This window comes from Bacteroides helcogenes P 36-108 (assembly GCF_000186225.1).
GTDB lineage: Bacteria > Bacteroidota > Bacteroidia > Bacteroidales > Bacteroidaceae > Bacteroides > Bacteroides helcogenes.
In genome coordinates, this window is sequence record NC_014933.1 from 2,919,053 (window position 1) to 2,933,643 (window position 14,591).

The window sequence follows — 14,591 nt, forward strand, 5'->3', positions numbered from 1 at the left end:
CAATGGAAACAATACGCAGAAATTTAGCTTTGGCCGATATGGATATCCGAACGGATGAGCACGGGCATCGACGTCTCTTTTCAATAAAATTCGTCAGCAAGGAAGGAAAGCTCTACTTCATTCCCCAAGCTTATGCTTGTGGTGCTGGACGTATGAACATGAAAGAGTACCAACTTCGTGGTGTGCAGCCATGTGACTGTAACGGAAATCCCGAAGGACATCCCTACCCCGTCGATATCGACCTGATTATGGAATATAACAAAATGAAAATCACGTTCTAATGAACATACTCTTTAATCCGAAAGGCATACCGTTGCTAATGCATTCCACCTATATCTTTGGTGAAACGACGGGAATGCCACAGAATGAAATGAAAGAACGTTCCAGGATTCTGGCGCCGAATAGCTTGTCGAATGTCACTTATATTGATATCGGTGGGGTAAAAGTACGACCTTGGGGTGAAAGTAATGACTTCCCGCAAAAAGCGGCCGAGGAAATCGGGAATACCAGCGTGCTCAATACCGGCCTGAAATTTCTCCGTAATTTGACACTTGGCCAAGGAATTTATCCTTGTACAGTGAATGGCTATGATGATGATGGCAACGAAATTCTGAAACCTGTAGCGGATAGTCGGGTACACTCCTTCGTTGCGTCACGCATTGTGAGGCGCTACATGGAGAAAACATTGCGCGATTATCTGAAGTTCGGCAATGGGGCCGTTCAGTTCGTTCCTTCCGCAACCGGAAAATCCTTTGCGGGGATCAATCCGGTCAATGCTCTTTATCGCCGGTATTCCGAAATAGATGAGTATGGGGCATGCAAGTGCATTGTCTCCGGTTATTGGCCGCAACGTCCCGATAGAGGGCAATACACGGTACTGGATGTACTGTCTGAATATGATCCGCAGATGCATGCCGAGACACTGAAGTTCGCCGGTACGATGAAGAATGGCTTTATCATGCCGGTACGGGATAGTTGGAGCAATGATGACCTGTATGGCATGCCGGTCTGGTGGCCGGCCTACGTTTGCGGATGGGTGGAGATAGCACATCTCATACCTTCCTTTTTGAAAAAAGCCTACAAGAATCAGATCACTTGGAAGTGGCATGTGCAGATACCATATAGCTTTTGGGAGAAGAAATATCCGTCCAAGGATTTTTCCCCGAAAGATCGCGAAGCAGCCATTCAAAAGTATATGGATTCAATGGAAATGAATCTGTGCGGACCGGAGAATGCGGAGAAACCAATTTTCTCACATTATGCGGTTAATGAAATGAACGGTAGAATTGAGGAGGAGTGGAAAATCAAACCGCTTGAGAACAAATACCAAGGTAGCGACAACCTTCCGGTATCGGCAGCAGCTAACTCTGAAATACTGTTTGCCTTGATGGTCAATCCGAATGTTTTGGGAGCCGGTATGCCAGGCGGTACTTATGCGGGAAACCAAGGAGGTTCCAATATTCGTGAGGCCTTTCTGGTTAATATTGCCAACGCATGGATTGACAGGCAAAACATCCTGGATCCTGTTGAACTTTACATCAAAATGAACGGCATGCCGGAATGTGAACTGCGATTTCGTAATACGATCTTGGTGACTCTTGATAGCGGTAGTGGTACACAAAAAAAAATAAGCTAATGATATTCAGTGCAGAAAAATGGAATAAGGGTGCTGAACTAAAGGCACTGATGAAAGTTAATACCGCCATCTCGTTCGAGATGATGGAAGCACCGCTTAGGAATGCCTTCCGGCAATTCTTATTCCCTCTATTGGGCGAAACAATGGCGGAAAAAGTGGTAGAAATATATAAAGCCCTCCCGGTTCCCGGTACATTGGAAAAAGACCATGAGAAAGCCGACGGACGGGAGAAGCTGGATGCACGGCTGCTTGAACTTTGCCAAAGAGCAAATGCGAATCTGGCATTCTGGAATGATTTCGATGAAATCAGTGTCCGGATTACAGATGCGGGATTTCAGCGTCAGAAATCTAAGGAGGATGATTTTCAACAAGTATATAAATACCAGGAGGATAACCTTCGCATGTCCTTCCGGAATAAAGGTTTCAATGCTTTGGATGAACTGCTGGAATTCTTGTACGTACATATTGGGGAATATCCGTATTTTGCTCATTCAAAGGCTTATCTGGATCGGAAATCTTCCATTGTCCGCAATACGGCCGATGTTAATGATGTTTGCTTCATTAATGGCAGCCGTATCATTTTCCTCCGCTTGCAACCGCATTTGAAGTTTGTGGAGGAGATGCTGTTGCAACCGGCTATCGGTGAAGGGCTATACAGACGGATGATTACCTTTTTGGCTGATACTCCTAATGATGTGGAACTTTGCAGAAATGTGGAAAGGTTGCGCATTTCATGCGCCCGTTACATTGTGGCAATGGCGGTCAGACGTTTACTGATGGAAACCGGCAGTATCACTGATCGGGGATTATATTTTACCACTGTACAACCGGGTGAAAAAGGCAATGAACGCAGAGAACCGGTCGAGGCGGAACGCATAGCCGTACAGATACAGAACCTGAAAGCGGATGCCGATATGTACATGACAGCTTTGCTTCGGATTGTCAATGAGTGTTTCTCCGAATTCTATGTCGGTGATCCCAGACGGATATTTGATCGGGATAATGACCATAAACATACTTTTTGGACATGAAACACCTCCGTATATCATATAGAAACTTCTGCATCAGACACGAAATCATACGCCTGGTTCCACAGACATGGGCGGAACTCTCACCTTGTCAGTTCTTGCTTGTGTCACGGTTTTATTTGCAGGAAATCAATGACTTTGAATTTATTAGGGAATTTTATTCTTTACCTTCCAATGCAAGATTTGATGATTATTATATATATCACCTGAGTGAACTGATAGGGTTTATCAGTGACTGTCGCACACGGATGGATCATTTTATCCTGCCTCAAGTGAAAGGATTGAAAGCGCCGGGAGAACGCCTGAAAGGAATGTGTCTCGAACATTTCATGCATGTGGACACAGCTTTCAACCGTTATGCAAGTAACGGCAGGGATGTTTCATTGGACACTTTTGTGTCAATGTTGTATATGAAAAACAATGAATACATTGTCCTACCGTCAAATGGGAAAAACAGCTTATTTAGTAAATGGAGGCCGTTGATTCTGCAAAAACGCGTGCAAGAAGTGGCTAAGATTGACAAGCACGTAAAGTATGCTATATTCCTGAATTATGTTTTTGTAAAAAGATGGCTCTCCAAAGCATTCCCTTTCCTGTTCCCGTTGAACGGTGAAGCAGAATCACCGAAAGGGAAGAAAAATAAAACCGTTTCCTCTTCGGTCAACTGGCTTGAGATCTTCGACGCATTTGTCGGTGATGATGTGGCCGTAATGGAAAAATATCAGGCAATGCCCGTAACAACGGCATTCCGCCTGCTGAATAAAAGAATTCGTGATGCTCAAAAACAGAAGAAATGACATTTCCAGAATACATAGAAAAACTGGCGGAAAGGCATGTCGATATACGCCATAATGAAAATAATGAGATACATTTCCTTTCATCGGAACGGGAGAAACATACTTCAATAGACAGTATACTCCATTATCCTGCAGTCATTATTGACCGCGGGTCTGGTTTCGGTTATAGCGGCGGTCCGGGAACATACCAGAAGGAACGGGATTATTTGCTGCTCATTCTTGAACATGTATCCGATACCTCAGATTATGTGCAGATAGAACATGCCCTTGACAAATGCGAACGTCTTCTTGACGAAGTTCTGAACCGGATACTTGAAGATAAGAAGAAAATGAGACAATGGTTGACTTTCTCCCTTGAAGATGTGGAAGCTGACTATATAGTGAATAATGACAACCAGCTTTATGGAGTGGCGGCTTCCATCCGGTTATCTATTCCTTACAAAGCATTTAACTGTCACAAAAAATTCTTGTAACATGGCAGATACAATTGACATACTTAAAGAATTAGCCCGGAAAATACGATATGCCACTTTGGAAGGGGAGAATAGCGGGGAACGTGTAGGACGGACATTGATAGGTATTCTAAACCTGATATCTCAGTTGTCTCGGAAAGAACTGGAGACAGTTTTCCTTCGTAAAGACAAGAATGACCGCACCGATCACTCTTTGGAAATAGGCGGTAACCTTACTGTAGAGGGATTGCTGAAGGCATTGGACGGTATCTCTGTTGGTGACAAGGGCTCCATCACTTCGGATGGCATCGCCACGCTCCAGATATTGAAGGCTTTGGTCATGGCTGAGGTGAAAGCCCTGAGCGTTTCCGGGGCTGCGTCTGTCGGCTCATTGGACTCGGAGGGTAATATCTCCACCGGTACGGACGTTTTGGCAAAAGGCACTGTTCATTCCCTGAATTCCGTCGTACAGGCTCTTTCCAGGACGCATGACCTGACTGTGGAGCAAACCGCCGACATCATGCACCAGATCATCCATGAATACATATCTTCGAATAAGTTCGTATCGGGCTTTCTGGGCGAGGGCTTTAAAGTTTGGAAGGATGATGCAGGGCTATGGCATGGCGAGTTGGATATGCTCACCGTGCGCAAGGTATTTACGGTATTCGAGCTCATGGTTCAGAAGGTGGTCCATCAGGGTGGCATGGCTATCCGTTCGGCTGCCGGCGGCAAGATTACCAAGGTTACCGATGGCGGCAGCTATTGGCGTTGTGAGCATGACAGTACCGATGATTTCGTAGCCAATGACCAAGTGCTATGCCAAGTGTTTACGGGCACGAAGATGAAGCGTTACTGGCGGCTTGTGACCTCTGCCGGGGCGGGCTATTTTAATTTATCAAAAACAGACTGTGAGGCAGGAAGTGCAATTCCGGAAGCAGGCGACGATGTAGCGGTATTAGGCAACAGGAGCAATACCGCACGGCAGAAAGCGCAGATAGATTGCGCGGTGGGTGTTGACGCTCCCTATCGTGACGATTATGCCGGCATCAACTCATATAGCCTTTCCGGTAAGCTTGTTACCCGTACGGGCAACCTTACCGGTATTACGGATGATGACTTCGGCCCGTTGTCCGGTTCAGGTCTTTACGGCAGGAATGTTTATCTGAAGGGAGTTTTCCGTCTTCTGTCGGGTAAGACGGTGGATGGTGCTTTGGAGGAAATTAAAAGGCAGAGTGATGCTGCCAGGGATTCTGCCGATGCGTCTGCCCGGTCTGTTGCAGTCATCAGAACGGAACTTTCTGCAGTTCCCGGCAAAATCAAGGCAGCCGTCAATGAAACAAAACTCTACGCGGATCAGAGCGCGGCCAATAAAGCGAATGCCGCGTTGGAGGTCGCTAAATCATATACCAATTCGGAGATAAGTGTCATTAATGGGAAGATCGATCTCAAGGTGTCAAAGAGTGATTTCAACTCGCTGGGTACACGTGTTTCCTCCTGTGAGAGCCGCATAACACAGACAGAAAACTCCATCCGGTTGAAGGCTGACCAGTCCACAGTCAACGGTATTCACAGCCGCCTTCAGTCAGCGGAAGCAAAAATAACTCCCGATGCCATAAAACTTACTGTGAAAAGCCAGACAGAGGCAATTGCGGCCAGTGCCGCCAAGCGTACGGAAGTCTGGATTGACGCCAGGGGATTGGATCAGAGCAAATATTATCCAGTGACGATAAATCTAAGTGTCGGCATACCCATGTACACCATTACGGTTGACCGTGTATTGGACGTCAACCGTGGTAAGCCCTCATGGAGCACGCATCCGGGTGGTTTCAGTGTATTATGCCGGTGGAGGACGAACGCTTCGGGATGGGGAACCATCGGTGTTCAGAGGATAATACTTGACTACACCTATGCCCATTGCAGTGTATTGCCTGCGGGCAGTATCGGCCAGTTGACATATGGAAGCTTGGAATACATCTATGTTCGTGGCGGCTCCATGTATCACGTGATGGCCGAAGGCGCTACGGACACTAATATCAGCCTGCATACTTCGGCATATACATGGAGCAGCGGGCAGTATTCCCAGAAGCTTGATATACTGACCGCTGTCGATGCTCCTGTTCCCGATCTAAGTCAACGTCCAACTGTTGATGAAATCAAATCTCAGTTTACAATAGACACCGGTGGCATATCCATGCTTGGCAAGAAAATATCTCTTGCCGGCATGGTGACTTTCTCGTCGTTTGACACCTCTGCACAAGCTGTCATCAACGGGAAGGCTACTCCTGCTCAGGTGGCTGCGGCCAAGAGTGAGGCCATCAGTGCGGCTTCTTCCGATGCCACAACGAAGGCTAACAGTGCCAAGAGTGCCGCCATCTCTGCCGCTGCTTCCGATGCGAGCAATAAAGCAAACAACGCTCTCAATGGCGCGAAGGGATATACCGACCAGCTAAAGACTACCATCATCGACGGCGACTATATTAAGACTACCCTGATCAGGGCAGGTTCCATAACGGCCGATAAGATAATGGTAGGCAGTATAACCGGTGACAGGATAATGGCCGGCAGCATAACGGCTGACAAACTCAAGGCGGGCAGCATAACGGCCGATAAGATAAACGTCAGTTCCGTCCAGTCTGCTGTTGTCACTGCGGAGAAAATTGCCGCACTTTCCATTACTACAGGGAATCTGACCGTAACTACCGGTGCAAAGATTGGCGGATGGGCTATTGAAGGTAATGCCCTGAAAATAACACAGGCTGCCGGAGCCAAAATTCTCGTAGAGCCCAGTGGCACACGTTTTTTAAGGATAAACGACGAGACGGCAAAATTGATGTCTGTCCGTGCCGATGGTGTCACGGGTATATATATCTATACGCAAGATACTGCCGGAAAGTGTCTGATGACTATTGCCCAGACGGGTGGCAAAGCCATCGAAAGCTACGGTAACTGCATATTTACCGCCCGTACCGGTGAGCTTATTGATTTCATCGGCTCTACCCGTATCGGCGGCTTGAGCGTAAAGGCAGTACGGACAAGCAGCTTTTATACGTGTAGCAATGATGATACCTGGATTACGTGTACCAATAGCTCGCATATAAATATTACCCTGCCTGCCTCGCCCACACCCGGAAAGGTGATTTATATAAAGAAAGACAGCGGTGGGGGTGTGGGCATCAGAGGTAATGGCAAGTCGATCCGTTGTAACCAGGATTACCGCACAGAGATTTATATTCCCGGCTTCAACATTGCAAGACTTGTCTATGACGGTGCATATTGGCAGGCCATGTGCTCCTGGTGGACGGATTCTTAAAATAATAACTGATAAATAATGTAATAATGAAGAAAATTGATTTTAGAACAGTGACGGTCAAGAAGATTGACGGTAGTATGGAAAAGGTTGACATGGACTATCAAGGTCTTGCCAACTATATCTATAATGAGACAAAAGACCTTGGTGAGTTAGAAATGGCCCGGAGGCTGTACAAAACCGGGAGCCTGGAGCTGGATTCAAAAAGTGCTTCCGCCTTGAGAGTTTATGTCGAACAAGCCTTCGGTGCAGTTGTGCATGAGGTTCTGTTTCCTGTCTTGGATGATATTATTAATAACTTAAAAAAATAAGAATATTATGGAATTAGTAAAAGTGAACGAAACGGTCACCCGCAATTATGGAGGTGGTGGCAAGCAGACGGAAGAAGTGACAAGTATCAGCTACAACATTGTTGACAATGACAATGTAGTCGGCAGTGCGAGTATAGGCGATGGATATTTCAACATGAGTGTCAGTATGCCTGGAAACATGGCTGAGATAAAGAAAAAGATAGAGACTTTGCTTGTCATGGAATGAAATAAAACCCGCCCTGCTTTCACAGCAAGGCGGGCGCATGACTTTTAACACGTGAGATTTAGATGGATTATTAATTCATCTAAAATATAACACTTAATATCTGATTGAAAGTATGGCAAAAGCGGAAATTTTATTTAAAATAATTCGTAAATGGGAAGGCGGATGGAGTGATCACAAAAATGATAAAGGTGGTAAGACCAATATGGGGATCACTCTTGCCACTTGGAAATCTTGTGGCTATGATAAGGACGGTGATGGTGGTATTGATGAAAATGATCTGAGGTTAATTACCCCTGAAGATGTATTTTATATTTTCAAAAAATTCTATTGGGACCGTTATAGGGCTGACTTCATACACAATCAGTCTGTAGCTAATATTTGTGTAGATTGGGTATGGGCATCCGGACGCCCTGGTATTACAGGTGTACAACAACTTCTGCAGATCAAAACGGATGGTATCGTTGGTTCCCAAACGATAGCCAGTATTAACTTGGCAAATCAAAGACAACTGTTTGAAAGAATCAAGGCAGAACGTATCTCTTTTATAGAAAATTTATGTGAGCGTGACCCGTCACAGTTGATATTCCGTAAGGGATGGCTCAACAGGATCAATGATTTCAAGTTTTCAGTTCGTTGAATTCTTGTCCTTTTCTTACATTCTTTCAGCCTTTAGTTTTGTTCTCGAAACTAAAGGCTTTTTTATGGAGAAAAATACAAATCAGGATAAACTGGTTCGCGCATCAGAGTTTAAAAAGAATGTGAGTACCTGGATGGATTCCATCATAAATACATCAGTAGATATCCTTCATCTTAAGACTAACGGAACAAGTGAGCTAAACCGAAGTCTGGAAAAAAAAATGAGATATGCTGAAGGAGGTACTGAAAATGAAATAGACCGTATTGCATTCAAATTCAAACAATACGGAGTATTTGTACACTATGGTGTAGGCCGTGGATATACTCGTATCAATGGTGTGGTAACCAGAGGTTATAATCTTTATAACAAGAAAAAAAGAAAGTGGCGAAATGAAGATATGAAGGCTGCACTGGTAAAAAAAGGCTATTCTGATGCAGAACTTAAAAAACAAAAGTACAGGGCTGAATTGGGTACTTTCACAGTGCTTCGTAAACCTGTTGATTTCATAGACGGAGTAATTAACAGACACATTACCGAACTGGCTGATATCTCAGGGGAGTATTATGGGGACAAGGCCTTCAAAAAGATACTTGACACGTTCGATAAATTAAAAATCCAGAAATATGGCAAAAAGTAAATCGGAGAAAAGAGGTATTTATCTGTATATTGACGGTAAAGAAGTCGTCAATGATATCAATCACATAGAAAAAGAATGCCGACAGTTAACGCAGCAGCTAAAGACTATGACTATTGGTTCAGAAGAATACAATCGTACTATGGCGAAGATAAAGCATCTTCAGGGTATTCTGAAACAACACCGGCAAGAAATTAAAGGCATAACCTCCGAAACCCAAAAGGCCACATTAAGTGTTGGAAAAATGGTTGATTGGTTCAATCGCTTTGGCGGTATAATTCTTTCGGTTGTAGGATTGCTTACAGGCGTTAGTCTGGCGTTGCGCTCTATCCGTAACGAACGCAACAAGCTTGAAGAATCACAAGCCGGATTAAAAGCCTTAACAGGACTTGATGACGAGAATATCTCCTGGTTAACGGAACAGGCGAAGACTCTTTCCACTACAATGACAAAGGAGGGATTGCGTGTCCGCCAGTCTGCCGCTGAAATCCTTGATGCATTCATGTTGGTCGGTTCAGCAAAACCTGAACTGCTTGGAGATAAAGAGGCATTGAAGCAGGTCACTGAGGAAGCTATGCGGTTACAGGCGGCAGCTAAGGACATAACACTGAATGAGGCTGTGGATTCCCTCACCTTATCACTCAACCAGTATGGGGCTGCGGCTGATCAGGCCGGAAAGTTTGCCAATGTATTGGCTGCCGGATCCCAGGCAGGATCTGCCAATATTGCCAGTCAGGCAAAGGCTATACGGAATGCGGGTACGGCTGCCGCTTCAGCTAATGTTCCCATAGAACAAACTGTCGGCTTGATTGAAACACTCGCCTATCGGGGTATCAAAGATGAAGTAGCGGGTACAGGACTGAAGAAATTCTTTCTGGTATTGCAAACAGGAGCAGATGAAACAAATCCTAAAATAGTCGGATTGGATAAAGCATTGGAAAATCTGAAAAATAAAAAGATGGATGCCGGTGCGATCAAGAAGATGTTCGGTGAAGAAGGATATAACACGGCTTCTGTAATCTTGCAAAACACAGAAATGGTAAAGGATTACACGAAAGCCGTTACTGATACCAATGTTGCATATGAGCAATCTGCCATTAACAGTAATACGGCCCAGGCAAAACTGGAACAAGCCCGCAATAAGATGAAACAGGCCGCCATTGAGTTAGGGGAAAAACTGAACCCGGCCTTGGCTGTCAGCACCAATATGATGACAAAACTCATCAAAATTCTACCAGGATTGATAGAATGGCTACAGAAATGGGGGGCATCAATTATAGCTCTCCTTATTCCTGTAGTTGCCTATATAGGCTGTCTCAAAATGTGGGCTTTGTATCAAACAGCTCTCAATAAAGTGACAACCATAGCGACAACACTTAAAATTGCATATGCTGCGGCTACAGCAAATGTTGCCGGCAATCTAACGGGTGCTAATAAAATATTAGTTCTCTTTTCCGGGAATATGTCAAAATCTATAGCCTTGCAGAAAACAGCTACAGCGGTCGCTTATTTATTCGCTGCTGCCAAGGCTGTATTAACAGGCAATCTGAAAGCTGCTCGTGTGGCCATGCTTGCATTCAACGCTACTGTATCTACCAATTTTTATGTTGCTATAGCTGCTGCCATAGCTGCTGTGGCAGTTGCTATATACAAAGTTGCTATGCAGACGACTGAAGCAGAGAAAGCCGTAAGTGATTATCAAAAGCAGCTTGTTACCGAACGTTCAGAACTAAACAAGTTGATTGATGCAGCACAGCGTGCCGGAGATGGGACAAAACGCCGTAGGGAACTGATTGACGAAATCAATATGAAATATGGCAAATATCTGACAAACCTACTGAACGAGTATTCTACACTCGAAGATATTAAACAAGCTTATCAAGAAATTAATATTGCCATGCAAGCCAATATTGCACAAAAAGTTTTGGATGAAAAAACAGAAGAGATCAGTCGTGATATGCTGGACAAGAAAATAGACAAAATGAACAAGGTTCGAAGCACGCTCTCCAATTTGTTTCCTTCTAATTTGACCAACGATATTACGCAGAAAATTGAAAAGGCGGTAAATCTGGCAATTAATAAAGGGCAGACTGCTCAACAGATTTCAATAGCTTTGGCACAGAAAATTCGTCAGTTATACGGTGGTAACAAGGACTTTGAAGATAATCTTCGCAAGGGAATCACAGCATATGCAGATACAGTTATTAAAGAGGTTGCACGCATTAATAAGGTGAAAGAAGAACTGGCTGTATTCGTTCCGGGAGTGGGACAAACAAATAAATTGCCGGAAGTGGTTGTGACAGGAATAGCTCCTAAGAAAAATGACACAAACGGAAATGGGGATATTGAAAAAGAGTCTGAGAAGAAAAAACGCGTGAATAAAGAGTTGGAAAATATCGAAATCAGACACGGAGAAAGGATTGCTTCCATAAAGAAGGAATATTTGAATGATGAACGGATGACTCAATCGGAATATGATAAGAAAATGCTTGATGCCGAGATCAAGTGCCTCAATGAAAAATTGGCAGTGATAGGGATTGAAGAATCCAAACGTCAACAGATTGAGAATAGGATATTGGATATACGGTTAAAACTTTCACAGAAATTGCGTGAAATATTTGCTGATACGGATGAATTTGCAAAAAAGGCTTATGATAAAGAGGTTCAGGCTTTGAAAGAAAAAGAAACCGAAGAGATTGAGACTCTCAAGTTCGGTTTAGAACAAAAACTGATCAATGAGGTGGAATATCAACAAAGACTATTGGAGATTCAAAATAAATACGCCAAGAAAAGAGAGAAACTGCTGAGGGTAGATAAAAAAGAAATCAAAGATAAATATGATCAGAAATTATCCGATACACTCTTGAATGCTTACAAGGCCAAAAAGGGTAATCCACTTGATCAGAAAAGTTTTTTCCGGGAGATGATGACTTCCCTATCCGCAGCAGAGGCAGAATTGGCAAAGATGGATGAGAAAGATCCTGAATATTCTTCGATGTGCAAGTATGTTGATGGATTACAAAAAGCACTTAAAGAGAAACTTGAGGCTCTAAAACTAATGCTGGAGGATATATCAATAGAGCTTGGTACGGCTATGGGTGAACTGTTGACCGGTGACCAGGAGGGTATGCGTGATGCACTGCGCAATACTCTTAACATGTTCTTGGACTTTATTGAGAAAGAGATGATAGCAGCGGTCGGCAGTGTGACAATCGCTGAGTTTATTCTCAACCCACTGGGGATATTTGCAAGCATAGGAAAGATACTTGCTATCAAAGCGGCATTTGCAGGAATTAAGTCTGCCATAGGTAACTTCTATGCGGGTGGTTATACCGGTCCCGGCAATTGGGACCAGCCGCAAGGTATTGTGCATAGCAATGAATTCGTGGCAAACCGTTTTGCTGTGGGAAATCCTAATTTGCGCCCTATTTTTGATGTAATTGATGTGGCTCAGCGTTCTGGCAACGTAGGTAATCTGACGGCGGATGATATAGCAGCCGTGGCAGGATCCGGAAAGGTTATGCATAATGTTCCTGTCAAAACGGGCAATGTCAATGCCACAACTACCACCAATGATCCTGCGATGATGGCAGTGCTTATTGAATGCATACACGTTTTACGTAAACTCAAGGTCCGTTTGGATGATCCGCTTCTGGCAGAAACATATATTACAGGAAAGGGAGGCATCAACCGGGCCCAGAAAGAGTATGATAAATTAATAAAAAATGTTTCCAGATGACAGAAATTTATATAAATGACAAAGCCGCACGATTAATGGAAGGCTTTGACATAGATCTTGTTTTCGAGAATCCTTATTTTAAGGGGGTATCGGATTATTCCTATGATATAGAACTGCCATTACCGGCTAACTTTGGGATTTTCGGGCATATAAATATGGTGGATGTTAAAAAGACCCGTACATTTTATAAGATGGAGATCAGAATAAATGGACGTGTAGTCATGCGAGGCAGCGCAGTCGTCATTTCTGTAACCGAAAGGTCGGTAAAGGTTCAGATGGCATCGGGCAATGCACATCTGAACATGGTATATAGCAACAAGTACATAGATGCTGAAGATATGATATGTACGGTTGATGTACCGGTCAAATCAAAAACATATACGGAAATACCCGAAGCGGACAGGGACAAATACCTTGGGGACGAAAGCCAAACGCATTTCGTTTATTTACCTTATCTTGATAAGGATAACAATTTGAAAAATCAGGTATATTACAACCGTTCAGACAGAGGTGATTCATCCAGGAACAGCATTCGGATCAAATATGACGAATGTTCTCCCATGCCTTATTTCCGCTTTTTGATGAGTGAGGTTTTTAGAAATATTGGTTATGTGCTGAATGAAGATATTTTCAATGACAATGCGGTATATCAGGGATTATATGTATGCCGTGCCTATGTCATGGATAATAAAACATCCCAAAAACAGGTTAATCTCAAGCATTATCTGCCTCATTGGACTTACACGGAATTGATCAAGCAGCTTGAGATATTCTTTGTGGCCTATGCCGTAATTGATGAGAGTAAAAAGGAAATCAGATTTGTAAGTCTGTCAGACTATTATAAAAATGGACAGTCTGAATACATAGATGACATTGTCCGTAAATACGATGTGGATGTTAATGAAGAAGCAGAGGAAAATGATATTAAAGCGGCAATTGTTAAGTATGATATGGAAAATGCGGACAATTTAGACATGCTCGATGAGGAACTTGTCAAGGCGGCAGATAAAAAGTTCTTCGCTTCTAAAGAGGATCTGGAATACACCTTTCAGGGACTGGGGGATGCCAAAAAATATAATGAATTGTACAAAACGGACGATGGACGCAATTATATAGCATGGGATAACGGGGATGGATATGACCCGTATCCGGGATATGGGAAATATGGCAGGTATGAACTCAAAGAGGTAAACCTGTGGAATGGCAAGGATAAAACGGAGGATTCTCAAAGTGAATTGAGACTGTCCATTTGTCCGGTGAAGATGAAGAAATATCTGTATCATGTCTCGGAATGGTCACCGGAGGCCACTTACACGACAGAGAATTACAAGATATTGATGAATTTACCTTATATCACTGAGGAAAAAAGAGAAAATGAAGATAAGGAAATTAACCTCCAGACTTGCTTGCAAGAAGATACCAGGAATGAGAAAAATGTCATAAAGCACATCAATCTTGCATATAATGACGGCTATAAACAGGTACATACCAATAAAGGTAAATGGGGAGTCTATGAATACCTGATGAATTACATGTACACGGATTGTGCCCAAAAAGACAGCCATTTGATTACGGGATTGACCAAATCATTGTCATTAAGGCTCTCGTCAGTTGACTGTATAGGAAGCAGGTTGGGTATTGGTGACACCATGCGTTCGAATCTTGAGTATCATATTGACTTTCATAAATCCTATATTCCCAAAGCCACGCACATATATATTATCAGGAACAAAAAATACATATGCAGGAAAATCAAGGCAAAAGTAACAATGGACGGGATGGATCCGATTTTAGAAGGCACATTCTATCGGATAGAATAAATAG

At 43.5% G+C, this 14,591-nt stretch carries 12 protein-coding genes; all 12 read left to right on the forward strand.

The window, feature by feature from the left end; all coding sequences use genetic code 11:
* The first annotated feature begins 2 nt into the window (after positions 1-2).
* Positions 3-281 (forward strand): hypothetical protein, encoded by a 279-nt coding sequence (locus tag BACHE_RS11935; protein ID WP_013547967.1) that lies wholly within the window; start codon positions 3-5, stop codon positions 279-281.
* On the forward strand, positions 281-1,636 hold the full coding sequence (locus BACHE_RS11940; RefSeq protein ID WP_013547968.1) for a hypothetical protein: 1,356 nt from the start codon (positions 281-283) through the stop codon (positions 1,634-1,636). The genes BACHE_RS11935 and BACHE_RS11940 overlap by 1 nt, the downstream gene beginning before the upstream one ends.
* Positions 1,636-2,667: a DUF6712 family protein gene (locus BACHE_RS11945; RefSeq protein ID WP_013547969.1), complete on the forward strand. Its 1,032-nt coding sequence runs from the start codon at positions 1,636-1,638 to the stop codon at positions 2,665-2,667. The genes BACHE_RS11940 and BACHE_RS11945 overlap by 1 nt, the downstream gene beginning before the upstream one ends.
* On the forward strand, positions 2,664-3,461 hold the full coding sequence (locus BACHE_RS11950) for a hypothetical protein (protein WP_013547970.1): 798 nt from the start codon (positions 2,664-2,666) through the stop codon (positions 3,459-3,461). Before BACHE_RS11945 ends, BACHE_RS11950 begins: the two co-directional genes overlap by 4 nt.
* A complete protein-coding gene (locus BACHE_RS11955) occupies positions 3,458-3,934 on the forward strand; it encodes a hypothetical protein (RefSeq protein ID WP_013547971.1) in 477 nt (158 codons plus the stop codon). Before BACHE_RS11950 ends, BACHE_RS11955 begins: the two co-directional genes overlap by 4 nt.
* Position 3,935: 1 nt before the next feature.
* Positions 3,936-7,223: a hypothetical protein gene (locus BACHE_RS11960; protein WP_013547972.1), complete on the forward strand. Its 3,288-nt coding sequence runs from the start codon at positions 3,936-3,938 to the stop codon at positions 7,221-7,223.
* Between the two features lie 26 nt (positions 7,224-7,249).
* Entirely contained in the window at positions 7,250-7,531 is a 282-nt protein-coding gene (locus BACHE_RS11965; RefSeq protein ID WP_013547973.1) for a hypothetical protein, read from the forward strand.
* A gap of 7 nt (positions 7,532-7,538) precedes the next feature.
* On the forward strand, positions 7,539-7,757 hold the full coding sequence (locus BACHE_RS11970; protein ID WP_013547974.1) for a hypothetical protein: 219 nt from the start codon (positions 7,539-7,541) through the stop codon (positions 7,755-7,757).
* A 112-nt stretch (positions 7,758-7,869) separates the two neighbouring features.
* On the forward strand, positions 7,870-8,394 hold the full coding sequence (locus BACHE_RS11975; RefSeq protein WP_013547975.1) for a glycoside hydrolase family 108 protein: 525 nt from the start codon (positions 7,870-7,872) through the stop codon (positions 8,392-8,394).
* 64 nt (positions 8,395-8,458) lie between these two features.
* Entirely contained in the window at positions 8,459-9,031 is a 573-nt protein-coding gene (locus BACHE_RS11980; RefSeq protein ID WP_013547976.1) for a hypothetical protein, read from the forward strand.
* Positions 9,018-12,767, forward strand: coding sequence for a phage tail tape measure protein (locus tag BACHE_RS11985; protein WP_013547977.1), 3,750 nt, complete (start codon positions 9,018-9,020; stop codon positions 12,765-12,767). The genes BACHE_RS11980 and BACHE_RS11985 overlap by 14 nt, the downstream gene beginning before the upstream one ends.
* Positions 12,764-14,587, forward strand: coding sequence for a hypothetical protein (locus BACHE_RS11990; protein WP_013547978.1), 1,824 nt, complete (start codon positions 12,764-12,766; stop codon positions 14,585-14,587). Before BACHE_RS11985 ends, BACHE_RS11990 begins: the two co-directional genes overlap by 4 nt.
* Positions 14,588-14,591 lie beyond the last annotated feature (4 nt).

What these genes read in the sequence shown, in the direction of transcription:
- BACHE_RS11935 (WP_013547967.1), top strand. Translation starts at nt 3, where the DNA reads ATGGAAACAATACGCAGAAATTTAGCTTTGGCCGATATGGATATCCGA.
- BACHE_RS11940 (WP_013547968.1), top strand. Translation starts at nt 281, where the DNA reads ATGAACATACTCTTTAATCCGAAAGGCATACCGTTGCTAATGCATTCC.
- BACHE_RS11945 (WP_013547969.1), top strand. Translation starts at nt 1,636, where the DNA reads ATGATATTCAGTGCAGAAAAATGGAATAAGGGTGCTGAACTAAAGGCA.
- BACHE_RS11950 (WP_013547970.1), top strand. Translation starts at nt 2,664, where the DNA reads ATGAAACACCTCCGTATATCATATAGAAACTTCTGCATCAGACACGAA.
- BACHE_RS11955 (WP_013547971.1), top strand. Translation starts at nt 3,458, where the DNA reads ATGACATTTCCAGAATACATAGAAAAACTGGCGGAAAGGCATGTCGAT.
- BACHE_RS11960 (WP_013547972.1), top strand. Translation starts at nt 3,936, where the DNA reads ATGGCAGATACAATTGACATACTTAAAGAATTAGCCCGGAAAATACGA.
- BACHE_RS11965 (WP_013547973.1), top strand. Translation starts at nt 7,250, where the DNA reads ATGAAGAAAATTGATTTTAGAACAGTGACGGTCAAGAAGATTGACGGT.
- BACHE_RS11970 (WP_013547974.1), top strand. Translation starts at nt 7,539, where the DNA reads ATGGAATTAGTAAAAGTGAACGAAACGGTCACCCGCAATTATGGAGGT.
- BACHE_RS11975 (WP_013547975.1), top strand. Translation starts at nt 7,870, where the DNA reads ATGGCAAAAGCGGAAATTTTATTTAAAATAATTCGTAAATGGGAAGGC.
- BACHE_RS11980 (WP_013547976.1), top strand. Translation starts at nt 8,459, where the DNA reads ATGGAGAAAAATACAAATCAGGATAAACTGGTTCGCGCATCAGAGTTT.
- BACHE_RS11985 (WP_013547977.1), top strand. Translation starts at nt 9,018, where the DNA reads ATGGCAAAAAGTAAATCGGAGAAAAGAGGTATTTATCTGTATATTGAC.
- BACHE_RS11990 (WP_013547978.1), top strand. Translation starts at nt 12,764, where the DNA reads ATGACAGAAATTTATATAAATGACAAAGCCGCACGATTAATGGAAGGC.